Below are 25,415 nucleotides of genomic sequence, written 5' to 3'. Positions count from 1 at the left end.
TGGATGTCCCATTGAGCCGCCTGATCGTCATCTCGAACCGAGTCGCCGCTCCCACGCCCCAGGGAGAAGGCGGCGCACAGGGCGGGCTCGCCGTCGCCTTGTCGGCGGCGCTCAGGGAATATCAGGGGCTGTGGTTCGGCTGGTCGGGCAAGACGGTCGAGGAATTCACCGGCGACATCGAATTCGCCCGCCACGACGGCGTCTCCTCGGCGACCATCGACCTCGAGCCACAGGACGTCGACGAATATTATAACGGCTACGCCAACCGCACGCTCTGGCCGCTCTTCCACTACCGGATCGACCTGGCCGAGTACGACCGCAGCTTCGGGTCGGGCTACGAGCGGGTTAACGAGCGCTTCGCCGAGACCGTCGCCCCGCTGATCGAGCCCGACGACCTCGTCTGGGTCCACGATTACCACCTCATCCCACTCGGCTCGCAGCTGAGGGAAAGCGGCATCAGAAACCGCATCGGCTTCTTCCTCCACATCCCCTGGCCGCCTGCGCGCCTGCTCACCTCGCTCCCCGCGCACGAGCGGCTCGTCCTCTCTTTGCTCGCCTACGACGTCATCGGCTTCCAGACCGCCGAGTGGCTGGAAAGCTTCCAAAATTACGTCGAGCGCGAGCTTGGCGGCCATTGCGACGCCGACGGCACGATCCATGTCGGCGACCGCTCCGTCCACGCCGCCGCCTATCCGATCGGCATCGACTACAAGGAATTCCAGCAGGCGGTGGCGAGCCCCGGCGCGCACGAGGCGTGCAGCCGCCTCACCGAAAGCGCGGCGGGCCGCCACACCATCATCGGCGTCGACCGGCTCGATTATTCCAAGGGCCTCGCCGAGCGCTTCGAAGGCTATCGCCGCTTCCTCGAGGATAATGACCATTGCCGCGGCAAGCTCTTCCTCCTCCAGATCGCGCCGCCGTCCCGCGGCGAGGTCGACACCTACGAGACGATCCGCGAAAGCCTCGACGAGCTCTCCGGCCGCATCAACGGCGAATATGCCGAAGTTGACTGGGTCCCGATACGCTACGTCAACCAGGGCTATGGCCGCGAGGATCTCGCCGGCTTCTACCGCGCCGCCAAGATTGCCCTCATCACGCCGCTCAGGGACGGCATGAACCTCGTTGCCAAGGAATATGTCGCGGCCCAGGATCCCGACGATCCCGGCATCCTCATCCTCTCCCGCTTCGCCGGCGCCGCGCTGCAGCTCAAGGAAGCCTTGCTCTGCAATCCGTACAGCAAGGAGGACATCTCCGATTCCATCCGCCGCGCCCTCGCCATGCCGAAGGAGGAGCGCATCCGCCGCTGGCGCGCGATGAACGAGGTGGTCGAGAAGCAGGACGTCGTCTGGTGGCGCAAATGCTTCGTCGACGCGCTCGAAAGGAGCAGGCGCTGAGCGCCGGCAACGCGTTGGCGACGATACGCGCTTCAGCTTCTATGATGGCCTGCGCTTCGGCCTTGCCGGTGCGCGGGTAGGGAGGAACGCCCGTGGAATTGCGCAACGCCGCGACTTTTCTCGCCTGGGCCATCGCGCTGCTGCTGCTCTTCGGCGCCGGTCGCGCGTCTGCGCAGGAATGTCCCCGGGCCGATCCGACGGGAGCCCCTGCGCCCTCGCAAGTGCAGTCGCTCGACGGCGTGCTCGTCTATCATGACGGCATTCGGCAATGGTTCGAGTTGAAGCTCGGCAGGCCGAAGTGCGGACAAGCCTCGGTTCAGATCGTCGATACGTACGACGCCGTGCCGGCGCTGGCGACGCTGCGAGGATGCCGCGTCAAGTCGCAGGGCCCTCTCGATTTTGCGGGCACTGGCTATCTCTCGAAGGACGTCTTTCAGGCGGTCCGAAAGGTCGAGCCGCTCGGCGCCTGCGTTCGGCAACCCGCTTTCCCCAGCTTTGCAGGCGCGCGGCCGGACCGGCGAATCCGCTCCTACGTCGTTACCATGGACATCGATTACCGGCCGGGCGACCGTCCGATTCTCTTCCATGTCCGCGGGGCCGGGCGGGACCTGCAGCCGTGGCAGGCCTATGCCAGCTACGCGCTGACGGGGGGCTTCGCCCTCTACGGCTTCTGCGCCGACGGCTTCGTCACCGATCGGGTCTTCGGGACGCCCGCGGCGCATCCGGGCCACGCCGGCGATCCGCGCGAGCCCGGCGACATGGCGTCGTACGATCCCGAGAGCGCGGCGCAGGCCGGCAAGACGCAGCTGCGCCTCGGCTATAGCTGCGTCAGGCTTCCGCGGGCTAAGCGCTGACTCGTGAACCGCAGGGCGCGTTCCTCCGTCGTTGCCGCCGCCGCGATTGCGGCGCTCGCAGCGTGCGCCGCGGCGAGGGGGGTGCCGTCCCGCTCCGCCTCGGACCGCGCCGCTCCCGCCGCGCTCGGTCTCGATCCCTTCTACGCCCGCTACGTCGACGCCGGCGGCATCCCCGTCATCGGTTCGTCGCGTGTGCCGCCGGAGGCCCTCGCGAAGGCGCGGGCGATCGTCCTCGCAATGCTCGCCAAGCGCCGCGACATCCGCGCCCGCATCGTCCGCCAGGGCGTCCGCGTCGCGATCCTCGCCCCCGACGATGCGATCACCGATCTTCCCGAGCACCGCGACTGGAAGAAGCCGGCCCGCTACGACCCGCGCCTCACCACCTGCGAGCTCAAGAATTACGCGCTGATCGAAGCCGCCACCGACCGCGACTATTGGAACAGGCGCTCGCGGGGCAGCGGCGGCGTGCTGACCGCAGCGGGGGCCGAGAACCTCCTCGCTTTGCCCGGCGACCGCTATGCCGGCGAGAACATCCTCGTCCACGAATTCGCCCACGCCATCCTCACCGCCATCGAGGAGGCGGACCCGAAGCTCTACGCCGAGGTCGAGCGCGCCTACGCCCATGCCGTCGCCGCGGGGAAGTGGAAGGGCGATTATGCCGCGGTCACCGTCCAGGAATATTGGGCGGAAGGCACCCAATATTGGTTTAACGACAACCGGCTCGCCCGCCTCGACGACGCCGAGATCGTCTCCGACGGCGACCTCAAGCGCTACGACCCCCAGCTCTGGGCCGCTCTCGCCAAAGTCTATCGCGGTCACCGCATCGCCGCCGATCCCTGGTACCTGCACCCGGCCCGCCTCAACGTTCCCCTCGGCTACAAGAGCGCCGACTGCTGACGCGCCGCCGCACGTGCTTTCCAAGGCGAAGTGGCGATGACGGTCACGACAACCGGCCGATGGGGAGGAGGATCGGCCACGGCCCCGCCCGCCCCCTCGCGCCCGCCGCGCCCTCGAACGGAACGTCGCACGCGGCCACGGCGTTCAGCCTCGCACCAGGATCAGGAGTAAAGCCATGCGTATCGTCCATGCCGCCGCCATCGTCGCCGCCTTCTCGCTCGTCGGCACCGGACCCGCCGATGCCAAGGGCTGCATCAAGGGCGCGGTCGTCGGGGGTGTCGCCGGCCATTATGTCGGCAAGGGCCACGCCGTCGCCGGCGCCGCCGCCGGCTGCCTCGCCGGCCGGCACCTCGCCAAGAAGCGCGCCGCCGCCCGCCACGCGCGGCATTGAGGCGGGGAGGCGGACACGGCCTGTCCGGGCTGGATCGGCGGCTCCGCTGGACCGCAGGGATTGCGGGCGGAGCTGACGCGGGTCGACTGGCCACCGCCCGCCACGCGCGGCATTGAGCCAGAGAGGCGGACACCGGCTGTCGGGGCTGGATCGTCGGCTTCGCTGGACCACAGGGAAATGCGGGCGGAGCTGACGCAGGTCGACGGGCCGCCGCGGATTACCCGTCATCCCTCCGCTGACCGTCATCCCCGCGAAAGCCGGGATCTCGTGGGGTGAAAGGCACTGACGCCACTTCCGGGTGGGGATCCCGGCTTTCGCCGGGATGACGGGGGGGATCTTACCCGCCGCAGCCGCCTCGGGGCGGGAAGATACTGCTGTGCGGGTAGGGGCCTTTCCTCAGCCCAGCACCCCACCTTCGCCCACGCCGCCCTGCCTGGCGGCTGCGTTGTTCCGGCGGGCCTGAGCCCTCTTCACAATGTCAAAGACAACGCAACTCGAGTCGGCATGAACATAGCAGCAACGATTCGGCGAGTCAAGCAAATCGTTCCGTGTCTGATCGCGCCTCGGAACGGCTTGTCGCTCGGGTCCAATCACTGGTCCGCCCGCAGCCCGAGCAGGTCCCGCAGCAGCGGCTTGAAATCGAACATTGGAAGGCGGCGAACAGGCGGGCGAGTCTCATGCCGCTTCCTCTGCCCCAGCCGCGCTGCAAAGGTAAGACGGCGTTCATCGCCAGGTTAGCCAATCGGTGATAAGCGGCCTCATGGCCTCTTCCTATCTCGCGCTCGGCCGCTTCGGCCTCGGCGCCCGCCGCGGCGAGAAGCTGCCCGAGGATCCCAAGCGCTGGCTGCTCGCCCAGCTCGATCGCTTCGACCCGAAGCCGGCAATGATCGCCGCCGTGCCGCCGCGCACCGAAGTCGCGACCCAGCTCGCCGACTATCTCGAAATCCGACGCGCCGAGGGGCCGAGGCCGCTCAAGGCGGCGATGGCGACTCCGATCCCCGCCGCCGCTCCGGCGATGACGCCCGCCGCCGCCGAGCCGGCGATGACCGGAATGTCCGCCCAGCTTGCCGGCCTCCCGGAGGACACCCGCAAGTTCATCCAGAAGTCGGTCCGCGATTATTACATCACCGCGATCGGCGCCCGCGCCAACGCTGCGCTCGTCTCGCCCGCCCCGTTCGCCGAGCGCCTCACCCATTTCTGGGCCAACCATTTCGCCGTCTCCGCCGACAAGCTGCAGGTGATCGGCCTCTCGGGCCTGCTCGAGTTCGAGGCGATCCGCCCCAACGTCATGGGCCGCTTCGCCGACATGCTGCTCGCCGTCGAGCGCCACCCGGCGATGCTGCTCTATCTCGACCAGGCCCAGTCGATCGGCCCGGAAAGCCGCATCGGCCGCTTCACCGCCCTGCGCGGCCGCAAAACCGGCCTCAACGAAAATCTCGGCCGGGAGATTCTCGAGCTCCACACGCTCGGCGTGCGCAGCGGCTATTCCCAGGCCGACGTCACCGAATTCGCCCGCGCCCTCACCGGCTGGAGCGTCAGCGGGCTACTGCGCGGCCCCTCGGCCCGCGGCATCGGCGTCGCGGGCCCGCCGGGCGAGTTCGTCTTCGCCGACGCGATCCACGAGCCGGGCGCCCGCAATATTCTCGGCCGCAAATACGACCAAGAGGGCGAGGCGCAGGCCCGCGCCGTCCTCCTCGATCTCGCCGCCCACCCCGCAACGGCGCGGCACATCGCCACCAAGCTCGCCCGCCACTTCGCCGCCGACGATCCGCCGCCGGCGCTCGTCGACCGCCTCGCCGCCTCCTTCCTCAAGACCGGCGGAGACCTGCCCAGCCTCTACCGGGTCCTCATCGACTCCCCCGAAACCTGGTCGCGAAGCAGCGCCAAGTTCCGCTCGCCCTGGGATTGGACGATCGCCTCGCTCCGCGCCGTCGGTGCGAAGGACCTCAAGGCCCAGCAGGTCGCCGGGATCATGAGCCAGCTCGGCCAGCCCGTCTGGAAGCCCGGCTCCCCCGCCGGCTATGACGACATCGCCGCGACCTGGGCCGGTCCCGACGCGCTCGTCCGCCGGGTCGAAGCCGCAGACCGCATCGCCGCCCGCGCCGCCGAGGCCACCGACGCCCGCACCCTCGCGCCGCAGCTGCTCGGCGACGGCCTCACGCCGCCAACGGCTCAGGCTCTGGCTCGCGCCGAGAGCCCCGGCCAGGCGCTCGCCTTGCTCCTCGTCTCGCCCGAGATGCTCCGGAGATGAATATGCTCGACCGCCGCCTCTTCCTCGCAAGCGCCGCCGCCGGCGCCGCCTTGCTCGCCGCGCCCGGCATCGCCCTCGCTAAGGCGGCGACCGACCGCCGCTTCGTCTTCATCATCCAGCGCGGCGCCGCCGACGGCCTCGCCACGCTCGCTCCCGTCGGCGATCCGGCCTTCTCGGGCCTGCGCGGCGCCTTCGCCGAGGATGCCGCCGCCGGCGCGAAGATCGACCCGTTCTTCTCGCTCCACCCCGCGCTCGCCGAGACGGCGAAGATGTACCAGGCGAAGGAGGCTTTGTTCGTCCACGCCATCGCCTCGCCCTATCGCGACCGCTCGCACTTCGACGGTCAAAACGTGCTCGAGAGTGGCGGCGATGCGGCCTACAAATTGCGCGACGGCTGGATGAACCGCCTGCTCGGCCTGCTCCCGCAAGCCGAGGCGAAAGCGATCGCGGTCTCCTCGACAGTGCCGCTGGCGCTGCGCGGCCCGCGCGACGTCGCCTCCTACGCCCCCTCCGCTTTGCCCCAGCCGACCGACGACCTCCTCGCCCGCGTCGCCGATCTCTACCACGCCGACGCGCAGCTGATGCCGCTGTGGAACGAGGCGATGGCGACTCGCAAGCTGACGGGCGACCTGACCGCCGGCGGCGGCCAGAACGCCGCCGCCACCGGCGCCTTGGCGGCGCGGCTCCTCAAGGGCGAGGCTGGCAACCGCATCGCCTTCATCGAGACCGGCGGCTGGGACACGCACAGCGGCCAGCGCGCGCGCTTGGGCCTGCAGCTGAAGGGCCTCGACGCTCTGCTCGCAGCCCTCAGGACCGGCCTCGGCGCCGACTGGTCGAGCACCCTCGTCGTCGTCGCCACCGAATTCGGCCGCACCGCCGCCCCCAACGGCACCGGCGGCACCGACCACGGCACAGCCTCGGCGGCGATGCTGCTCGGCGGCGCCGTCGACGGCGGCCGGGTTGTCGCGGACTGGCCGGGCCTCTCGCAGGGCGCCCTCTACGAAGGCCGCGACCTCAAGCCGACTGCCGACCTCGACGCCCTCATCGCCACGGCTCTGGCCGAGCATTACGGCTTGGAGCCGGCCCGCGTGGCAAGTGCGCTGTTCCCCGGCGGCGGAAAGCCCCGCCCAATGCCGAAGCTGATCCGTACCTAACGTCATCCCAGCGAAAGCCGGGATCTCAATCCGGAAAAGACACCGGCGCACTTCACCCGACGAGATCCCGGCTTCCGCCGGGATGACAGCTACCTGAGCAGCGGCTCCAGCAATTGCGCCAGCCGCGCATGGTCCTTCAGCGACGGGTGAAAATCGCAGCTGCCCAACTCGAGGCCGTCGAACCGCACCGTTCGCACCTTCGGGCTCGCCAGCGTCTTCGCCACAGCCTCGACATCTGCCGCAAACGTCGGCCCGCCCATCAGCACCAGCCGCGCCTGCGGCTGCGCGGCCATCAGCCGCCTGGCAAACGCGGTGTAGCCGGCGCGGTAGGCAGCGTGGAGCGCGTTCGCATTGCCCCATGCCTCCCCGCCGTGCAGCGGCGTCGAGAAATCGTTGGTGCCGAGGTTTATGACGATCGCCTTGAGCCGCCACCGCCCCCGCGCGGTTTCGAGATGCACCGGGTCGTCCGGCAGCATCCGCGGGTAGAGGAGGGGCATCGTCTCGCCGGCGCGGTTCCCGTTATAGTTCCGCACGATGCCGAACCCGGAATAGGCGATGACGCGATAATCGTACCCCAGCCGCTTCGCCACCACCGGCCCGAACGCCTGCTGGGTGTCGGTCGTATCGTGCACTTCAGCCCTGGTGCACTTCCGCGTCGGGGAGGTGTTGCCGTACCCCACGGTGTAGCTGTCGCCGATGAACTCGACCTGCGGCTTCCACCGCGGCGGCGGCAGTGGCGTCCCGCCCTCCATCGTCTCGACCGCCAGCAGCCGCCCCCCGCCGGTCTGGCTCTCCGTCATTTTCTCGATGCGGAGCAGATGCTCTCCCGGGGAGAGGCCGGAGATCGTCACCGGCGCCTGCGGCCGCTTCAGCACCATCCGCTCGCGGCCGTCGATCAGGACCCGGAAGAAATCTGTGTCGCTCACCACGCCCACTCTGACCGCGGTGCCCCGGAACCGCCCTTCGAAATAGACGCCCGGCCAGCCGAACCGCGCCTGGCCGTCGCCGATGACCAACACCCGTCCGCCCGGCGTCACCGCCAGCGGCAGCCCCGCCGGCGCTGCGCCGAGCAGGACGAAGGCAAGCGCGGCGGCAGCAATCCGCATCGCCTAGCGCGGCGCCATGCGGATGGCGCCGTCGAGGCGGACATATTCGCCGTTCAAATACGTGTTCTCCGCCATGAACAGCGCGAGCCGGGCATATTCCTCCGCCTGGCCGAGCCGCTTGGGGAAGGGGACCTGCGCGGCGAGCGCGTCCTGGATGTTGGACGGCATCATCGCCACCATCGGGGTCTTGAACACGCCCGGAAGGATCGTGTTTACCCGAATGCCCTCGTTCATCAGGTCCCGCGCGATCGGCAGCGCCATGCCGACTACCCCGGCCTTCGACGCCGAATAAGCCGCCTGGCCGATCTGCCCGTCCTGCGCGGCGACCGAGGCCGTGTTGACGATCACCCCGCGCTCGCCGTCTTCGAGCGGATCGAGGCCCACCATTCCGAACGCCGACCGGCAGATCATCCGGAAGGTGCCGATCAGGTTGATCTGGACGGCGAGCTCGAACTGGTGGATCGGATAGGCCTTGGGCTCGCCCGTCGCCTTGTCGCGCCCGACCGTCTTCACGGCGTTCGCGACGCCCGCGCAATTGACGAGGATCCGCTCCTGCCCATGCGCCTCGCGCGCCTTGGCGAAGCCGGCGTCCACCGCCTCGTCCGACGTGACGTCGACCTTGGCGAACACCCCGCCGATTTCGCGCGCGACCCGCTCGCCTTTCTCCTCGTCGCGATCGAACACGGCCACCTTTACGCCGCGCGCGGCGAGCGCCCGGGCCGTCGCTTCGCCGAGCCCGGAGGCGGCGCCGGTGACGACGGCGGCGATGTTGTTGTCGAGCTTCATGTCCTGATCTCCTGCCTTTGCCACGGCTCCTAGAGCCGGAACGGGGGAGGGGACAAGGGCGCGGCCGAACCTCTTGTATGCAGATAAATGCATACTTATACATTACACGGGGCTGTAGCGGGGCGGGAGTGTGCGTATGCCGGTGTTGGAATGTTCGGCCGAGCGGCCTTGGGGTGTTCACGCACCGGTCCGCAACGACGCTGCCTGCGGCCGCTGCGGCTGGGTCGCACCCGGTCCCATCTCCGACGCGCTCGACGACGCCCGGGAGGCCGCTGAGGCCGCGGCCGCCGCCTTGGCGCGCGCCGAACAATTGGGCTGGGCGGAGCAGCCGATCGCCGCCTAGTTACGGCTCCGCAACCTCCCGCGCCTCCGGACGTTCGAGGGGCGTGGGCGACGGCGCAACATCCTCTTTCCTGAAGCCGGGCCGTAATTGCTGGCGGATCGCCAAGGCCGATCGGGCCGCGATGATCGTCGATGCCGCCGATTATTACGCCTACGCCTTCGACGCGATGATGCGGGCCCGCTCGCAGATCCTGCTGATCGGCTGGGACGTCGATACCCGCGTGCACCTGCTCGAGGAGAAGCAGGCGCGGGGTGCTCCGACCCAGCTCGGCGCCCTCCTCACCTGGCTGTCGAAGCACCGGCCCGGGCTGGAGATCACCGTGCTCGCCTGGGACGAAGGCCTGCTCAGCCTCCCCACCCGCGGCACCACCATTTTCCGGCTGATGCGCTGGTGGCGGGACCCGAAGGTGCGCATCAAGTGGGACCACAGCCACCCGCTCGACGGCAGCCATCACCAAAAGCTGCTGATCATCGACGATCAGCTCGCCTTCTGCGGTGGCATCGACATCACCGGCGACCGCTGGGACACCCGCCATCACCGCGACAACGATCCCGGCCGCCGCACCCCCTTCACCGGCCGCAGCTATGAGCCGTGGCACGACGCGACCATGGCGGTAGGCGGCGAGGCCGCCCGTGCGCTCGGCGATCTCGGCCGCGAGCGGTGGAAGTGCGCCACGGGCAAGGAGATGCCGCCTGCCTCGCCAGGGGCAGCGGAGACGCTGTGGCCGGAGGGGCTGGAGCCGCACTTCCGCGACGTTCCGGTCGGCATCTCCCGGACCCTGTCGGAGGACGGGCCGATCGAGGAGGTGCGCGAGGTCGAGGCGCTGTTCGCCGACATGATCGCGGCGGCCAAGAAGCACGTCTATATCGAGACGCAATATTTCTCCTCGCGCATCATCGCCGAGGCGATCGCCAAGCGGCTGGAGGAGCCGCTCGGGCCCGAATTCGTCATCATCAACCCGAAGACGGCGTTGGGCTGGCTCGACGAGGAGGTGATGGGCGCGGCGCGCGCCGAGCTGTTCGAAGCGCTCACGAAGCGGGACCCGAACAAGCGCTTCCGCATCTATTGCCCAGTGACCGAGGGCGGCGCGGACATCTACGTCCACGCCAAGATCATGATCGTCGATGACGTGGCGCTGCGGGTCGGCTCGGCCAATTTCAACAACCGCTCGATGGGCCTCGACAGCGAGTGCGACATCATTGTCGACGGCAGCGGCAGCGCCGAGACGCGCAGGGCTATCGCCGGGACCCGCGCAGACCTCCTCGCAGAGCATTTCGGCCGCGACCCCAAGGAGGTGGGCGCGCTGATCGAGGAGACCGACTCGCTGATCGCCACCGTCGAGCGCCTGCGCGGCCCGGGCCGAACCCTCGTCCCGTTCGAGCCGCCCGAATTCAATGCCCTGGAACGCCGCATCGCCAAGAGCGAGCGGCTGGACCCTGAGGGCCCGGGCGAACTGTTCGAGAAGCGCGCCCGCCCCGGCCTCCTCAGGACGCTCGGCCGCGGATAGATCGCCCGCCTGCCGCGTTGCTGCTGGAAGGCTCCCACACGTCCCCCACGGAGGCGGTCATGAAACTCGTCCTCGTCGCCGCAGCGCTCGCCCTCCCAGCCGCCGCCCCGCCGGCGCGACATGCTGGCGGCGCCGGCTGGTCGTCAGGCCAGGTGCGCGTTCACAGAGGCACCCCCACGGGCACGGGGCGGTGGCACCATTGGCCCGAGAAGAGGCATCAGGGCCGCGGAGGCTGGGGCGGCTATGGCTACCCTGGCGTCGTTTATGCGGGCGACGGATATGCCGATGACGTGCCGCTCCCGCGGCCGTCGGGCGTCGGCTTCTTCGAGGACGGGGACGCGTGGGTCCAGGGGCACCGCGTCGTCTACGATTACGACCGCGGCTACCCGTACGACCATTATCGGGACCCGCGCGCACGAGTTCGTTCGTACCGCTGAGCCGTTCAATGTCGCACCTGCCGCTTCCCGTGGTTCCCACGAGGTGGCTTGCAGGCCCTTGATTCTTCGGCGAGACTGCCTGCGGGGGCATGGCAAGGGTGGCAGCAACGATCCGGGACGGGCGAGGGAGCCGCCAGGCGCGCATAGGCTTGTCCGCCGCCGCGTCGGTCTGTCTCCTCGCCCATCCGGCAAGCGCATCCGCCCAGTCGTCGGCTCCGGCGAAAGAGGCACCCGCGGACCCGAATTCCGAGATCGTCGTGGTCGCCCAGCAAGGCGACCGCTCGTCGATCGACCGCACCACCTATGTGGTGCGCGACACGCCGGAGGCGCGCAGCGCAAACGGGATCGACCTGCTCTCCCACGTGCCGTTCGTGGATGTCTCGCCGAACGGGCAGATACGGCTGCTCGGCACCGGCGGCGTCAAGATCCTCGTCGACGGCAAAGAGGTGGTCGACGCGAACGCGATGCTCCGCGACCTGCAGGGCGCGCAGATCGCGAAGATCGAGGTGATCAGCAATCCGTCGGCGCAATTCTCGGCGCGGGGCACGGGCGGGATAATCAACATCGTCACGCGCCGGACCGCCTCACCGGGGGTTGGCGGCTCCGTGACCGCCGACGCCGACAATTTCGGGCGCGGGGAGCTCAAGGTTTCGCCGACCTGGTCGCGCGGGCGCGTCTCGCTGACCGGAAGCGTGAGCCTGATCCATAACGGGCATCGGGCGAACGGTACGGAGGAGGAGCGCTACAGGCGAGGCTCGGACGGCACCCTGTTTTTCGAAAGCCGGGAGCAAACCAGGAGCCGCAACCGGGGCGATCAAATCTCGGGGAACGCTATGATCAGCTACAAGCTGACGGAGAAGCAGACGATCAGCCTCACCGCCTATGCCAACGTGGGTAAAAGCCGCTCTGAGGGCACGACGGAGCTTTTCTTCGCTGACGACCCCGCGACGCCCTTCACGCGCGCTTCGGCGGGCAAAAGCAGGTTCAACCTCATCGACGTCTCCGCGGACTATCGGCGGGAGGGCAAGCGGGCGGGGGAGACGCTCACCGTCTCGGCCAAGACGTCGCGGCTCCATTTCCCCACCGAGGACCTCTACATCACCACCGGCGGCCCCGGCGGGCCGAGCACGTTCGCCCTTCAGTCGGATTGGCTTCGCTCGACCTCGAATTTCAAGGTCGATTACGTCCGTCCCTTCGCGAAGGAGCGGCGGCTTTCGCTGGGCGGAGCGCTCCAGGCGACCCGCGAGGACCAGAGCACGACGGCGGTTGGGGAAGCGGCGCCGGGCGGTACGCCCTTCACCCTGTTCTCGGAGGCCGCGGGCTCGTTCGTCGAAGAGAGCGGCTACGTCACCTACCAGTCACCGCTCCTCGGGGGCACGGCGCTTGCGGGCCTGCGGGTGGAAGGGCGGCAGTACAGCTTTAGGGGCAGCCCGGCGGGCTCCTCGTCCGGGCAGCGGCACCTGTTTCCGAGCCTCCACCTCGAACGCAAGCTGGCCAAGGCGCTGACGGGACGTCTCAGTTACTCACGCCGGGTGAACTGGCCGGAGATCAGCGCCCTCGATCCGGCGGTGCGCTTCAGCGATCCGCGGTCGGCCTACGTCGGCAACGTGGCCCTGCGTCCGGAGCTCACCCACGCTTTCGAAGCGAAGCTGACCCTGAAGGGCAAGCGGCGCACGGTCGAAGCGACGGCGTTCAGCCGCCACACCTCGGATCTGTGGTCGTCGCTCGGCACGTTGGACGCCGCGGGCGTGCTGACGAGCCGTCAGGTGAATTTCGGCACACGGCTGCTGCGCGGCGCCAGCATCGCCCTTCAGGGCTCGATTGGCCGCAGCTTCAGCTACTCGCTGAACGGCAATGTCGCCGACGAGCGGCTGCGGTCGAACGGCCAGGTCCGCGCCTTCGCCGGCGAGGGCGCGCAATATGACGGAGCCGTAAAGCTCGAATATCACGACGGCCAGGACGGCCGGCGTGGCGCCGATCGCGTGACGCTCAACGCGCGCTATTCCGGCCCGCGCTTCAACGGCTTCCTCCGCGTCGAACCCTACATGCAGGCGGACGCCAGCTGGTCGCACGGCTTGAGCGACCGCCTCTCCAGCGTGCTCAAGGTCTCCGACCTGACCGGGCCCTTCCGATTCAAGTCGACGAGTATTTCGCCGGACAGCGTGGTCCGCGGCACGTACGGCAGCCGCGACCGCCAGATCACGTTGTCGCTCAGCTACAGCCTCGGCCGCCGCGCGGCCGTTGCGAAGCCATAGCCCTCAGGCCGAGGCGGCCATCGCCTTTTCGAGGTTGGCGCGGATCGCTTCGAAGAATTGCTCGGTGGTCATCCAGCTCTGGTCGGGGCCGATGAGGATGGCGAGGTCCTTTGTCATGTGGCCCTGCTCGACCGTTTCGATGCAGACCCGCTCCAGCGTCTCGGCGAAGCGGGTGACTTCGGGTGTCTCGTCGAACTTGCCGCGCCACTTGAGGCCGCCGGTCCAGGCGAAGATCGAGGCGATCGGGTTGGTCGAGGTCGCCTTGCCCTGCTGGTGCATGCGGTAGTGGCGGGTGACGGTGCCGTGCGCGGCCTCCGCCTCGACGGTCTTGCCGTCCGGAGTCATCAGGATCGACGTCATCAGTCCCAGGGAGCCGAAGCCCTGCGCGACCTGGTCGGACTGGACGTCGCCGTCGTAATTCTTGCAGGCCCAGACGAATTTGCCGCTCCACTTGAGCGCCGAGGCGACCATGTCGTCGATCAGGCGGTGCTGATATTCGATCCCCGCTTCCTGGAACCGCGCCTTGAACTCGCGGTCGTAAACGTCCTGGAAGATGTCCTTGAAGCGGCCGTCATAGGCCTTGAGGATGGTGTTCTTGGTCGAGAGGTAGACCGGCCATTTCCGCTCCAGCCCGTAATTCAGGCAGGCATAGGCGAAGTCGCGGATCGACTCGTCGAGATTGTACATGCCCATGGCGACGCCGGAGCCCGGGAAGTCGAACACCTCGTGCTCGATCTCCTGCCCGTCCTCGCCGACCCATTTGATGGTGAGCTTGCCCTTGCCGGGGACGAGGAAGTCGGTCGCCTTATACTGGTCGCCGAAGGCGTGGCGGCCGACGACGATCGGGTCGGTCCAGCCGGGGATCAGCCGGGGCACGTTCTTGATCACGATCGGCTCGCGGAAGACGACGCCGCCCAGGATGTTGCGGATCGTGCCGTTGGGCGACTTCCACATCTTCTTGAGGCCGAACTCCTCGACCCGCGCCTCGTCGGGGGTGATCGTGGCGCATTTGACGCCGACGCCGTGCCGCTTGATCGCCTCGGCGGATTCGACGGTGACCTTGTCGTCGGTCGCGTCGCGATTCTCCATACCGAGGTCGAAATAGAGCAGGTCGATGTCGAGATAGGGGAGGATCAGCCGCTCGCGGATCCATTGCCAGATGATGCGGGTCATCTCGTCGCCGTCGAGCTCGACGACGGGGTTCTTCACCTTGATCTTGGCCATGGCGGCTTGGGCTTTCCTGGGCTGAAAGGGAGTGTGGCGCCGCATAGAAGCTGGCGCCGCGCCGATCAACCGGGCCGTCGCATTACGCCGTCCGATCCTCTCATCCGCGCGCATCCTTGCGGAGGCGGGCCACGCCGGTCCCGCTCCAGCGATAGGGGATCGCGTCCGTGTCCGCCGGGAGACGATAATGGTCGGGGTCGTCGTAATCGTAAGCGTTGGACGGAAAGTTGATCATCAGCGCGTCCGCGCTTCCCAGGTTCTGGAGCCCGTGCCACACGCCTGGCGGCAGCACGACGAAGGTCGGCCGCGCGTCGCCGACATGATATTCATTGAGGCGCCCCGCGGTCGGGCTGTCCTCCCGCCCATCATAAAGGACGAGCTTGACGTGGCCCTGGTTCACGAACAGCCGGTCGACGTTGACCGCGTGGCAGCTCCACGCACCGATGGCTCCGGGAAACAGGCGGGACTGATAGGCGTGGACGACGGGGAGGCCGCTCGGGTCCCATTCGGGGCGGTACATTTCGGTGATGATGCCGTGGTCGCGCGGCACGTGCAGCACCTCGCGCGCGTGAACCCCGGCGATCGGCGCGCGGAGCATCTGCCAGTCCGCGTCGTTGAGCGCGCCGTCCTTGACCGCGCCCTCGATCATGTCCCGCCTCCCCGGGTGCTCGGTGCCGGCGCCAGGCCCTTCCATGCACGGCGTTGGTCGATGGCTTGGCCCGGAGCGGGCTCGAGACGCCTGGGTGCCAGGCGCCGTCCGACGCCGCGGACGCCTCGCCGCAGCACTTGCCCGACCAGCGCTCCGAACGTGGGCTCCCGCGCGGCGGCGGCCATGTCCAGGGCGATCGTGGCGAGTTCCATCGGTTCGAGATCGCGTTCCCGGCGAATCCGGGCGAGCCATTCCGCTTGCTCGTGTCTCGGCCGCTCCCGGTAGACGTTCCGCCGAAGCGAGGCCGGGAACTTGATGGCCGTCAGGCGCCGCACCGGCCTTATCTCGGCGCCGGCGGTATGAAAGCGGGTCCACAGCTCGGCCTCGGGGTCCAGGCTCAAGCCGCGATAGTCGCGCCATCCTCCCAGGCGCTCGGTTAGCGCGCGGCGGTGAACGGCGGCCGTCGGCGCTATCCACATTCCCGGGCGATACTCCCCGACGAGGGTCGACCGCTGGAGCTCGTGGCTGGAGGGCACCATTCGCACCAGGCCGAAAGCCATGTCTGCGCCTCTGTCGACGGTTGCGACCAAGCAGGCGAGATGATGGGGCAGCCAGAGGTCGTCATGGCCCAAATAGGCAATGAGGTCGCCCCGCGCCTCGCGAAGCGCTGCGTTGTTCGGCGTCGATTGATGGCCGCTGTTCGAAGGCAGGTTCATCCACCGCACGCGCTGGTCCGCCACCGCCGCAACCACTTCCCCTGAATCGTCCGTGCAGCCGTCGCCGACGACGATGAGCTCGAAATCCTCAAAGCTCTGCCCCAGCGCGCTGCCGATCGAAAACGGCAGCACCGCGCTCCAATTGTAGGTCGGGAGGATGATCGTGACCTTCGGATTTCCGCGCGTCATCGGTCCATCCTAACACGCACCACCGGGGCGCTCCAGCCGGCCCTCTGAAAACCGGACCGCCACTGCAGCCATTGTCTCCGCGCGTTGTGCGGCGGTCACAACAAAGCTAAGGGGGTGGCCCATGACCTCGCTGGAAAAACCGGACCTCGTCACGACCAACGTGCGCTACCGCATGCCGAGCGTGCACCCGGAGGGGCGCAAGTTCGTCGTCATCGCCGGGCTCATCGCGATCTTCTTCTGGTTCGTCGTCGGCTGGAGCTGGCTCGGCTGGATCATGGCGGGCATCACCTTGTGGGTCGCCGCTTTCTTCCGCGACCCCATCCGCACGACGCCGAAGGGGGAGGGGCTCGTGATCGCCCCCGCCGACGGCATGGTGACGATGATCGCCGCCGTGCCCGCGCCCAAGGAGCTGATGGGCGAGGACGGGCTCGGCGCCGAGCCGATGACCCGCGTCTCGATTTTCATGTCGGTGTTCGACGTCCACATCAACCGCGCGCCCGTCGCCGGCGAGATCAAGCGGGTGGTCTATATCGCCGGCAAGTTCCTCAACGCCGACCTCGACAAGGCCAGCGAGGACAATGAGCGCCAGCATTTCCTCGTCGAATCGGCCGACGGCACCCGCATCGGCTTCACCCAGATTGCCGGCCTCGTCGCCCGCCGCATCGTGCCGTGGGTGAAGGCGGGGGACCATGTCGCCGCCGGCCAGCGCGTCGGCCTCATCCGCTTCGGCAGCCGGGTCGATGTCTATCTGCCCGCGGGGACCTCGTCCTACGTGCTGCTCGGCCAGCGCACGATCGCCGGCGAGACGGTGATCGCGAAGCTCGGCGACAATGCCGCGCGTGAGGGCGTCGCCCAGTGAGGCGCCACGTGAGACGGGGCGCGTGAGGTCGTCCGACCGCCGCGGCATCCCCTTGCGCGCCGTCGTCCCCAACGCGGTGACGGCGCTCGCGCTCTGCTCGGGCCTCACCGGCATTCGCTTCGCCATTTCCGGCCAGTGGGGCGCGGCGGTGGCGGCGATCATGGTCGCGGCGGTGCTGGACGGCATGGACGGCCGCATCGCACGGATGCTGAACGGCGCCAGCCGGTTCGGCGCGGAGCTCGATTCGCTGTCCGACAACGTGGCGTTCGGCGTCTCGCCGGCAATCATCATGTATCTGTGGGTGCTGAAGGAGCTGCCCAGGTTCGGCTGGATGTTTGCGCTCGCTTATTCGGTGTGCATGGCGCTGCGCCTCGCCCGCTTCAACTCGCAGATGGACGCGGACGAGCAGCCGCACAAATCCGCCGGCTTCCTCACCGGCGTGCCCGCGCCCGCGGGGGCGGCGCTGATGCTGCTGCCGATCTTCGTCTGGCTGGCGAGCGGGCATCGCTGGGAATGGGTGCATGACTGGCGGGTGGTGGCGCCGTGGGCGGCTTTGGTGGCGTTTCTCGCCATCTCCAGCCTCGCCACCTACTCGTGGACCTCGTTCCGCCTGCGCCGCAACGTGCGGCTGGAGGCGATCGTCGTCATCGCTCTGGTCGGAGGCGCCCTGTTCACGGCGCCGTGGGAGACGCTGAGCGTCGCGGCCGCGCTCTACGCGCTGACCATCCCGTTCAGCGCGCTGAGCTATGCCAGGGTCAGGCGGCAGCGCGCCGCTGGAGCACGTAAGCCCGAGCGGCCGGTTCCGCCTGCGGCTTAGCACCGGGGCCGTATTCGCCCTTCAGTGCGAGCAGGATTTCCGTCCAGTAGGTCCGCACCGTCATGTGGATCGCGACGGCCGCGGCGAGCAGCGCCATCGTAAAGAAAAGCGCGGCGGCAAGGTATGTCACCATTTATCCCCTTGATTATCCACAGCCTCCCAACGCGCCTGCTGCGGGTTTTGATCCTTAGGTCGTTGTTGCATAAAGATGTTCGTGATTTGTTCATCTGTCAACGCTTGATTTCGGCAGCGTCCGCCTCTAGATGCGCGGGCATTCCACATGCGTGGCCATCATAAACCGGTGGCTGGCGGTCCTTCGGGGTCCCAGTCTCTCGGCCGCGCAGAGGGTTAACCGGAAGGAGAAAGTCCATGGCGTCAAACGCCGCGACGTCGAATGGCGTCAGCATGCAAGCATTGCTCGAGGCCGGAGCGCATTTCGGCCACCAGACCCACCGCTGGAACCCGAAGATGAAGCCGTATCTGTTCGGCGACAGGAACGGTGTCCACATCATCGACCTCTCGCAGACCGTGCCGCTGTTCGCGCGCGCGCTCGATTTCGTGCGCCAGTCGGTTGCCCAGGGCGGCAAGGTCCTCTTCGTCGGCACCAAGCGCCAGGCGCAGGATCCGATGGCGGAAGCGGCGCGCCGCTGCGGCCAATATTATGTCAACCACCGCTGGCTGGGCGGAATGCTCACCAACTGGAAGACCATCTCGGGCTCGATCAAGCGCTTCAAGAGCCTTGAGGAGCAGCTGTCGGGCGACACCGCCGGCCTCACCAAGAAAGAGGTCCTCCAGTTGACCCGCGAGCGCGACAAGTTCGAGCTTTCGCTCGGCGGCATCCGCGACATGGGCGGCCTTCCCGACGTGATGTTCGTCATCGACGCGAACAAGGAAGAGCTGGCGATCAAGGAAGCCAACGTGCTCGGCATTCCGGTCGTCGCCATCCTCGATTCGAACGTCAGCCCGCAGGGCATCGCCTTCCCGGTCCCCGGCAATGACGACGCCAGCCGCGCGATCCGCCTCTATTGCGACGCGATCGCCGACGCGGTGCTCGCCGGCAAGTCCGGCGGCGCGGCCAATCGCGGCGAGGACATCGGCGCGATGGACGCCCCGCCGGCCGAAGCGGCGCTCGCCGAGGCCTAAGCTTTCGTACCCCGGCACAGCGCCGGGGTCCGGTTTTTCAGGAAAGGTGTGCGTCCCGGCTCGTGCCGGGGCGCACCCAATTGCGAGGATATCACCATGGCTGAGATCACGGCCGCGACCGTCAAGGAACTGCGTGAGCGCACCGGCGCCGGCATGATGGACTGCAAGAAGGCGCTGGGCGAGACCCAGGGCGACATGGAAGCCGCCATCGACTGGCTGCGCACCAAGGGCCTCGCCGCCGCCGCCAAGAAGGCGGGCCGCCAGGCCGCCGAGGGCCTCGTCGGCGTCGTCGTTCGCGGCACCAAGGGCGCGGTGGTCGAGGTCAACTCCGAGACCGACTTCGTCGCCAAGAACGAGCAGTTCCAGGAGTTCGTCCGCACCGTCACCACGCTCGCGCTCGACACGGGCAGCGACATCGAGGCGCTGAAGGGCGCGACCTATCCCGGCGCCGGCAGTGTCGAGGAGAAGCTCACCGCCAACATCGCCACGATCGGCGAGAACCAGTCGCTGCGCCGCGCGGCGCTGATCGAGGTCGGCGACGGCGTCGTCGTGTCCTACGTGCACAATGCGGTGACGGCGGGGCTCGGCAAGATCGGCGTGCTGGTCGCGCTCGAATCGACGGGCGATAAGTCGGCCCTCGAAGCGCTCGGCAAGAGCCTCGCCATGCACATCGCCGCGGCCAACCCGCTGGCATTGCGCGGCGAGGATCTCGATCCCGCCCTCGTCGAGCGCGAGCGCTCGATCGCGGCGGAAAAGGCCAAGGAGAGCGGCAAGCCCGACAACATCGTCGAGAAGATGGTCGAGGGCGCGATCGCCAAGTTCCGCAAGGAGATGGCCTTCCTGTCGCAGCTGTTCGTGATGGACAACAAGACCAAGGTCGAGGACGTCGTCGCCGCCGAGGCGAAGAAGGTCGGCGCGCCGGTCCAGGTCGCCGGCTTCGTCCGCTTCCAGCTGGGCGAGGGCATCGAGAAGAAGGAAAGCGACTTCGCCGCCGAAGTCGCCGCCGCGTCCGGGGTCGGCAAGGCCGCCTGAGCGAAACCTTCCTCCCCTCCCCTTTCAGGGGAGGGGATCGAGGGGTGGGGGGATGTGCCGGGTGCGTTGCTCGCGGGATTCTCGCATCCTTTGCAGGCCCACCCCAACCCCTCCCCTGAAGGGGAGGGGCTTATTTTCTCCTCCACCCCTCCACTTGGCACCGCGCCCGCGCCTGACTAAGGTGCGGCCTCGCCATCAACGCTGACGCCGAACGGACACGCCCCACCCCATGCCGCGCCCGCGCTTTAACCGCATCCTCCTGAAGCTTTCCGGCGAAGCGCTGATGGGCGACGGCCAGTTCGGCATCGATCCGGATACGACGGGGCGCATGGCGGAGGAGATACGCGAGGCGCGCGAGGCGGGGCACGAGCTGTGCCTGGTGGTCGGCGGCGGCAACATCTTCCGGGGCTTCGCGGCGGCCGCCAGGGGCTTCGACCGCGCCCAGGCCGATTATATGGGCATGCTGGCGACGGTGATGAACGCCCTCGCGATGCAGAATGCGCTGGAAAAGATCGGGGTCGACACACGCGTCCTTTCGGCCATTCCGATGGCGACCGTGTCCGAGCCCTATATCCGCCGCCGCGCGCTACGGCACATGGAGAAGGGCAGGGTGGTGATCTTCGCTGCCGGCACCGGAAATCCTTATTTTACAACCGATACCGCCGCGGCGTTGAGAGCGGCCGAGATGGACTGCGACGCCTTGTTCAAGGGGACCAGCGTCGACGGCGTCTACGATGCCGATCCCAAGAAGGTGAAGGATGCTAAGCGCTACGAGCATCTTCCCTTCCACCAGGTGCTCGCGGACGATCTGAAGGTGATGGACGCCAGCGCCGTCGCTTTGTGCCGCGACAACGATATCCCGATCGTCGTGTTCAACATCCGCGAACAGGGCAATCTCGCCCGCGTCCTCGACGGAGACGGCACCGCGACGATCGTCAGCAACGAGGAGTGAGACGATGCCCGCTTACGACAAGGCCGACCTCCAGCGCCGCATGCACGGCGCCGTCGAGGCGCTGAAGCACGATCTCACCGGTCTGCGCACGGGCCGCGCTTCGACGAGCCTGCTCGAGCCGATCACCGTCGAGGTCTACGGATCGCACATGCCGATCAACCAGGTCGCCTCGATCTCGGCGCCCGAGCCGCGCATGCTGTCGGTGCAGGTATGGGACCGCTCAAACGTCAGCGCCGTGGAAAAGGCGATCCGCTCGTCCGGCATCGGCCTCAACCCGATCACCGACGGCACCACCCTGCGCCTGCCGATCCCGGAGCTTACGGAAGAGCGGCGCAAGGAGCTCGCCAAGCTCACCCATCAATATGCGGAAAAGGCGCGGATCGCCGCGCGCAACGTGCGCCGCGACGGCATGGACGCGTTGAAGACGGACGAGAAGAAGCACGAGATTTCCGAGGATGAGCGCAAGCGCCTCGAGATCGAAGTCCAGAAGCTCACCGACGACACGATCAAGGAGATCGACGGCGCGGCGCAGGGCAAGGAAAAGGAAATCCTCCAAAAGTGATCTTCCGGCCCGCCAAGGCGGCGCCGCGGCCGGTCGAGCCCGCCGGTGGGCAGGGGGGCGGCGCGGTGCCGCGCCACATCGCGATCATCATGGACGGCAACGGCCGCTGGGCGAAAGCCAAGGGCCTGCCCCGCGCCGCCGGCCACAAGCAGGGCGCCGAGGCGGCCCGCAAGGTGCTCCGCGCCGCCGGCGAGGCGGGGGTCGAGTGCCTCACCCTCTACGCTTTCTCGTCGGAGAACTGGCGTCGTTCGGCCGACGAAGTCGGCGACCTGATGGGCCTGCTACGCTTCTACCTCAGGTCCGAGATCGAGGCGCTGCACAAGGAAGGCGTGCGGCTCAAGATCATCGGCGATTACAAGGCCTTTGCGCCGGATATTGTGAAGCTGATCGAAGAGGGCGTGGCCCGCACCTCTTCCAACCGGCGGATGACGCTCGCCATCGCGCTCAATTATGGCGCGCAGGCCGAACTGGTGCAGGCGGCGCGGCGCCTCGCCGAGCGCGCCGCGGCCGGCGAGATTGCGCCGGCGACGATCGACGAAGCCGTGATCGGCGCCGAGCTCGACACCGCCGACCTGCCGCCTCTCGACCTTCTGATCCGCACGTCGGGCGAATATCGCCTCTCCAACTTCCTCCTCTGGCAGGCGGCCTATGCCGAGCTGCTGTTCGTCGACACCCTCTGGCCCGATTTCGGGGCCGAGGCGCTGGCCGCCGCCATTGCTGCCTATTGCGGGCGCGAGCGCCGCTTCGGGGGACGATGACCGAGCCCGCCGAGAAAGCCGCGTCCGATCTCACCACCCGCTTCGCCGCGGCCGTGGTGATGATCGCCGTCGCGTCCATCGCCATCTACATGGGCGGAGCCAGCGAAATTGGGGCCTGGGTGTTTCGCGTCCTGGTCGCCGCGGCGGCGGGGGTGATGCTCTACGAATGGGGCCAGATGCACGGCGTGCCGCGCTGGTGGACCTATATCGGCATCGCCCTGCTCGCCGTCCCGACCCTCGTGCTGGCGGAGCTCTATTTCCCCGGCGCCGACAGCAGTCCCGCCGAACTCGATTACGATCTGCTCGTCCCGGCATGGAAATGTTTCGGGATCATCGCCGCAATCGGCCTCGTCTACGGTGTGTTCTCACGGCGGCTCAGCCTCGGCTGGGGCTACGTGTACGTCGCCATCCCGGCCTTTTCGCTGATCGTCCTCGACTGGATCTGGCTGGAGCTCGTCTTCTGGCTGATGGTCGTAGTCTGGTCGACCGACATCTTCGCCTATTTCGCCGGCCGCGGCATCGGTGGACCGAAGCTCGCGCCGCGGATCAGCCCCAACAAGACCTGGGCCGGCCTCCTCGGCGGCATGGCCGGCGCGATGGTGGTCGGCGCCCTCTTCGGCCTCGCGTTCGAGGTGGGGATTCCCTTCCTCTTCCTCGGGGCACCGCTGGCGCTTCTGGCGCAGGTCGGCGACCTTTATGAGAGCAGCGTCAAGCGCCGGCTTGGGGTCAAGGACAGCGGCGCCATCCTTCCAGGCCATGGCGGCGTCCTCGACCGGGTCGATGGCTTGCTGCCCGTGACCGTCGTGGTGCTGCTGATCCTCATGGCGACGCTCGGGTGAGCGCCCGGCGCAGCGTCACCATCCTCGGCGCCACGGGATCGGTCGGGCGCTCGACGCTCGACCTCATCGCCCGTCCCCCCGAGCGGTTCGAAGTCCTCGCCCTCACCGCCAACCGCGACGCCGCGGGGCTCGCGGAAGCGGCAAGGCGGGTCGGCGCGAAGCGCGCGGTGATCTGCGATTCGGCCTTCCTCCCCACCCTTGAGGACGCGCTGGCGGGGAGCGGTATCGAAACCTCCGCCGGCCCGGAGGCGGTGCTGGAGACGGCCACGCTCGGCGCCGACTGGACGATGGCGGCGATCGTCGGCGCGGCGGGGCTGGGCCCCACCATGGCGGCCCTCCGCTCCGGCCGCACCGTGGCCCTCGCGAACAAGGAGGCGCTGGTCTCCGCCGGTGCACTGATGACCGCCGCCGCAAAGGAAAGCGGGGCGACTTTGCTGCCGGTGGATTCCGAGCACAACGCGATTTTCCAATGCTTCGACCGCGACCGCCCCCACGCCGTGCGCCGTATCCTCCTCACGGCCAGCGGGGGGCCGTTCCGGACGCTGAGCCTCGAGCAGATGCGCGGCGTGACACCGGAGCAGGCGGTGGCGCATCCGAACTGGTCGATGGGCGCGAAGATCTCCGTCGATTCGGCGACCTTGATGAACAAGGGGCTGGAACTGATCGAGGCCTTCCACCTCTTCCCGCTCCCGCCCGAAGCTTTCGACGTCCTCGTCCACCCGCAGTCGGTAATCCACAGCCTCGTCGAATATGTCGACGGCTCGTTCCTCGCCCAGCTCGGCGCGCCGGACATGCGCATCCCCATCGCCCACACCCTGGCGTGGCCCGAGCGGATGGAGACGCCCTGCGAGCGGCTCGACCTCGTCCGCATCGCCCGCCTCGATTTCGAAGCGCCCGACGAGACCCGCTTTCCCGCCCTCGCCCTTGCCCGTCAGGCATTGCGCGAAGGCGGCGCGAGGCCGGCAATCCTCAATGCCGCCAATGAGATCGCCGTCGCCGCCTTCCTTGCAAAAAGGATCGGTTTCCTCGATATCGCATCCATCGCCGCCGAAACCCTCGCCGCCTATGCGCCGCCGCCGCCGCGCACGATCGAGGAGGTGCTGGAGGTCGACCGCGCCGCCCGTGAGGCGAGCGACGGCATCATGAGAAGGTTTGCGCATTGAGCCACCCCGGCATCTTCTGGACGATCCTCGCCTTCCTGCTGGCGATCGGGCCGCTGATCTTCGTCCACGAAATGGGCCATTATTGGGTCGGACGCTGGTTCGGCGTGAAGGCGGAAGTCTTCTCGATCGGCTTCGGCAGGGAGCTGTTCGGCTGGACCGACCGGCGCGGAACCCGCTGGAAGGTCGCGGCGCTGCCGCTCGGCGGCTATGTCCGCTTCGCCGGCGATATGAACCCGGCGAGCCAGCCGTCGGATGAGTGGCTGATGATGCCGGCCGAGCAGCGGCGGATGACGTTCCAGGCGAAGCCGGTCTGGCAGCGCTTCCTGATCGTCGCGGCGGGGCCGGTCACCAATTTCGTGTTCGCCATCCTCATCCTCACGGCCCTCTTCAAGATTTACGGAGAACCCTACACGCCGCCGGTGCTCGGCGCCGTCGAGGTGCAGTCCGCCGCGGCCGAGGCCGGTCTCAAGGCGGGCGACAGGCTGAGCAAAGTCGGCGGCCAGACCCTCGATCGCTACGAGGACATCCAGCCGCTGATCGTCCTGCGTGCGGGACAGAAGGTGCATATCGAGGGCGTCCGCGCGGGCAAGCCCTTCGCGACCGACGCCACGGTCAAGTCCGTGGAAGTGCGCGACCGGTTCGGCAATCGCGGCCATATCGGCCGGCTGGGAATCCAGTCAGGACTGCTGGTCTATCGCCCGGTGCCGCTTCTCCGCGCGCCCGTCGCGGCGGTGCAGGAATGCTGGCTGCGGCTCAACATGACCGTCTCCGGGTTGCGCCAGATCGTCATGGGCGAGCGCTCGGTGAAGGAATTGGGCGGGCCGCTGCAGATCGCCAAGCTGTCGGGCGAGCAGGCCAGCCTCGGCTGGGTGAGCTTCGTCTATTTCGTGGCGATGATCTCGATTAATCTCGGATTCATCAACCTCTTGCCAGTTCCCATGCTGGATGGAGGCCATTTGCTTTTCTACGCGATCGAGGGGGTGCGGCGCCGGCCGCTGCCGCCGCGCACGGTCGAGTGGGCGTTCCGGACGGGGCTGGCGGCCCTTCTCGTGCTCATGATCTTCGTCACATTGAACGACTTGGCGTCTTTTGGGCTTTGGTCGAAGCTTGGCGGGTTGATCGGCCGCTCATGATCGG

General features: G+C 68.1%; 25 protein-coding genes. 20 read left to right on the top strand and 5 right to left on the bottom strand.

Features of this window, described 5'->3' with window-relative positions:
* The first annotated feature begins 11 nt into the window (after positions 1-11).
* From otsA to VGC56_RS19265, 6 genes are all read left to right on the top strand, one after another.
* Positions 12-1,394, top strand: coding sequence for an alpha,alpha-trehalose-phosphate synthase (UDP-forming) (gene otsA / locus VGC56_RS19290; RefSeq protein WP_464127525.1), 1,383 nt, complete (start codon positions 12-14; stop codon positions 1,392-1,394).
* A gap of 92 nt (positions 1,395-1,486) precedes the next feature.
* On the top strand, positions 1,487-2,248 hold the full coding sequence (locus tag VGC56_RS19285; protein ID WP_464127523.1) for a hypothetical protein: 762 nt from the start codon (positions 1,487-1,489) through the stop codon (positions 2,246-2,248).
* A gap of 3 nt (positions 2,249-2,251) precedes the next feature.
* Entirely contained in the window at positions 2,252-3,145 is an 894-nt protein-coding gene (locus VGC56_RS19280; protein WP_464127522.1) for a glycoside hydrolase, read from the top strand.
* Between the two features lie 175 nt (positions 3,146-3,320).
* Complete coding sequence (locus VGC56_RS19275; RefSeq protein ID WP_464127520.1) at positions 3,321-3,536, top strand: hypothetical protein; 216 nt, start codon at positions 3,321-3,323, stop codon at positions 3,534-3,536.
* 760 nt (positions 3,537-4,296) lie between these two features.
* A complete protein-coding gene (locus tag VGC56_RS19270; RefSeq protein ID WP_464127518.1) occupies positions 4,297-5,787 on the top strand; it encodes a DUF1800 domain-containing protein in 1,491 nt (496 codons plus the stop codon).
* 2 nt (positions 5,788-5,789) lie between these two features.
* Positions 5,790-6,941 (top strand): DUF1501 domain-containing protein, encoded by a 1,152-nt coding sequence (locus VGC56_RS19265; RefSeq protein ID WP_464127516.1) that lies wholly within the window; start codon positions 5,790-5,792, stop codon positions 6,939-6,941.
* Positions 6,942-7,030: 89 nt separating this feature from the next.
* Here VGC56_RS19265 and VGC56_RS19260 read toward each other — a convergent pair whose 3' ends face one another.
* On the bottom strand, positions 7,031-8,047 hold the full coding sequence (locus VGC56_RS19260) for an SGNH/GDSL hydrolase family protein (protein ID WP_464127515.1): 1,017 nt from the start codon (positions 8,045-8,047) through the stop codon (positions 7,031-7,033).
* A gap of 3 nt (positions 8,048-8,050) precedes the next feature.
* Positions 8,051-8,833, bottom strand: coding sequence for an SDR family NAD(P)-dependent oxidoreductase (locus VGC56_RS19255; protein ID WP_464127513.1), 783 nt, complete (start codon positions 8,831-8,833; stop codon positions 8,051-8,053).
* A 136-nt stretch (positions 8,834-8,969) separates the two neighbouring features.
* Here VGC56_RS19255 and VGC56_RS19250 point away from each other — a divergent pair, with 136 nt between their 5' ends.
* From VGC56_RS19250 to VGC56_RS19235, 4 genes are all read left to right on the top strand, one after another.
* A complete protein-coding gene (locus VGC56_RS19250; RefSeq protein WP_464127511.1) occupies positions 8,970-9,176 on the top strand; it encodes a hypothetical protein in 207 nt (68 codons plus the stop codon).
* A 121-nt stretch (positions 9,177-9,297) separates the two neighbouring features.
* Positions 9,298-10,683: a phospholipase D-like domain-containing protein gene (locus tag VGC56_RS19245; protein ID WP_464127509.1), complete on the top strand. Its 1,386-nt coding sequence runs from the start codon at positions 9,298-9,300 to the stop codon at positions 10,681-10,683.
* 59 nt (positions 10,684-10,742) lie between these two features.
* Complete coding sequence (locus VGC56_RS19240; RefSeq protein WP_464127507.1) at positions 10,743-11,120, top strand: hypothetical protein; 378 nt, start codon at positions 10,743-10,745, stop codon at positions 11,118-11,120.
* Between the two features lie 149 nt (positions 11,121-11,269).
* The gene (locus VGC56_RS19235; protein WP_464127506.1) at positions 11,270-13,375 is read left to right on the top strand and encodes a TonB-dependent receptor; all 2,106 of its coding nucleotides are present in this window, start codon (positions 11,270-11,272) and stop codon (positions 13,373-13,375) included.
* Positions 13,376-13,378: 3 nt separating this feature from the next.
* On the opposite strand, the gene VGC56_RS19230 is transcribed toward VGC56_RS19235, so the two are convergent.
* From VGC56_RS19230 to VGC56_RS19220, 3 genes are all read right to left on the bottom strand, one after another.
* Positions 13,379-14,599 carry an NADP-dependent isocitrate dehydrogenase gene (locus VGC56_RS19230; protein WP_464127504.1) on the bottom strand — a complete coding sequence of 407 codons (1,221 nt, stop codon included), beginning with the start codon at positions 14,597-14,599 and terminating at the stop codon, positions 13,379-13,381.
* 100 nt (positions 14,600-14,699) lie between these two features.
* Positions 14,700-15,248: a cupin domain-containing protein gene (locus tag VGC56_RS19225; RefSeq protein WP_464127502.1), complete on the bottom strand. Its 549-nt coding sequence runs from the start codon at positions 15,246-15,248 to the stop codon at positions 14,700-14,702.
* A complete protein-coding gene (locus VGC56_RS19220; RefSeq protein ID WP_464127501.1) occupies positions 15,245-16,153 on the bottom strand; it encodes a glycosyltransferase family 2 protein in 909 nt (302 codons plus the stop codon). The genes VGC56_RS19225 and VGC56_RS19220 overlap by 4 nt, the downstream gene beginning before the upstream one ends.
* 121 nt (positions 16,154-16,274) lie before the next feature.
* Between VGC56_RS19220 and VGC56_RS19215 the strand changes: the two genes are divergently transcribed.
* The 10 genes from VGC56_RS19215 (at position 16,275) to rseP (ending at position 25,411) form a co-directional block, all read left to right on the top strand.
* Positions 16,275-17,012, top strand: a complete 738-nt coding sequence (locus VGC56_RS19215; protein WP_464127499.1) for a phosphatidylserine decarboxylase — start codon at positions 16,275-16,277, stop codon at positions 17,010-17,012.
* A complete protein-coding gene (locus VGC56_RS19210) occupies positions 16,984-17,829 on the top strand; it encodes a CDP-alcohol phosphatidyltransferase family protein (protein ID WP_464127497.1) in 846 nt (281 codons plus the stop codon). Before VGC56_RS19215 ends, VGC56_RS19210 begins: the two co-directional genes overlap by 29 nt.
* Before the next feature lie 369 nt (positions 17,830-18,198).
* The gene (gene rpsB / locus VGC56_RS19205) at positions 18,199-18,972 is read left to right on the top strand and encodes a 30S ribosomal protein S2 (protein ID WP_464127495.1); all 774 of its coding nucleotides are present in this window, start codon (positions 18,199-18,201) and stop codon (positions 18,970-18,972) included.
* Between the two features lie 96 nt (positions 18,973-19,068).
* The gene (tsf, locus tag VGC56_RS19200; protein ID WP_464127493.1) at positions 19,069-20,004 is read left to right on the top strand and encodes a translation elongation factor Ts; all 936 of its coding nucleotides are present in this window, start codon (positions 19,069-19,071) and stop codon (positions 20,002-20,004) included.
* 229 nt (positions 20,005-20,233) lie between these two features.
* Positions 20,234-20,956 carry a UMP kinase gene (pyrH, locus tag VGC56_RS19195; RefSeq protein ID WP_464127492.1) on the top strand — a complete coding sequence of 241 codons (723 nt, stop codon included), beginning with the start codon at positions 20,234-20,236 and terminating at the stop codon, positions 20,954-20,956.
* Positions 20,957-20,960: 4 nt separating this feature from the next.
* Positions 20,961-21,518: a ribosome recycling factor gene (gene frr, locus VGC56_RS19190; RefSeq protein ID WP_464127490.1), complete on the top strand. Its 558-nt coding sequence runs from the start codon at positions 20,961-20,963 to the stop codon at positions 21,516-21,518.
* Positions 21,518-22,276 (top strand): isoprenyl transferase, encoded by a 759-nt coding sequence (locus VGC56_RS19185; RefSeq protein ID WP_464127553.1) that lies wholly within the window; start codon positions 21,518-21,520, stop codon positions 22,274-22,276. Before frr ends, VGC56_RS19185 begins: the two co-directional genes overlap by 1 nt.
* Positions 22,273-23,115 (top strand): phosphatidate cytidylyltransferase, encoded by an 843-nt coding sequence (locus VGC56_RS19180; RefSeq protein ID WP_464127488.1) that lies wholly within the window; start codon positions 22,273-22,275, stop codon positions 23,113-23,115. The genes VGC56_RS19185 and VGC56_RS19180 overlap by 4 nt, the downstream gene beginning before the upstream one ends.
* Entirely contained in the window at positions 23,112-24,278 is a 1,167-nt protein-coding gene (locus VGC56_RS19175; RefSeq protein WP_464127486.1) for a 1-deoxy-D-xylulose-5-phosphate reductoisomerase, read from the top strand. The genes VGC56_RS19180 and VGC56_RS19175 overlap by 4 nt, the downstream gene beginning before the upstream one ends.
* Entirely contained in the window at positions 24,275-25,411 is a 1,137-nt protein-coding gene (gene rseP / locus VGC56_RS19170) for an RIP metalloprotease RseP (RefSeq protein WP_464127484.1), read from the top strand. Before VGC56_RS19175 ends, rseP begins: the two co-directional genes overlap by 4 nt.
* Positions 25,412-25,415 lie beyond the last annotated feature (4 nt).

Origin of the sequence: Allosphingosinicella sp., from assembly GCF_036403745.1 — a bacterium.
GTDB lineage: Bacteria > Pseudomonadota > Alphaproteobacteria > Sphingomonadales > Sphingomonadaceae > Allosphingosinicella.
The sequence above is the reverse complement of the archived record's forward strand: the minus strand, read 5'-3'. Positions and strand labels throughout refer to the sequence as shown.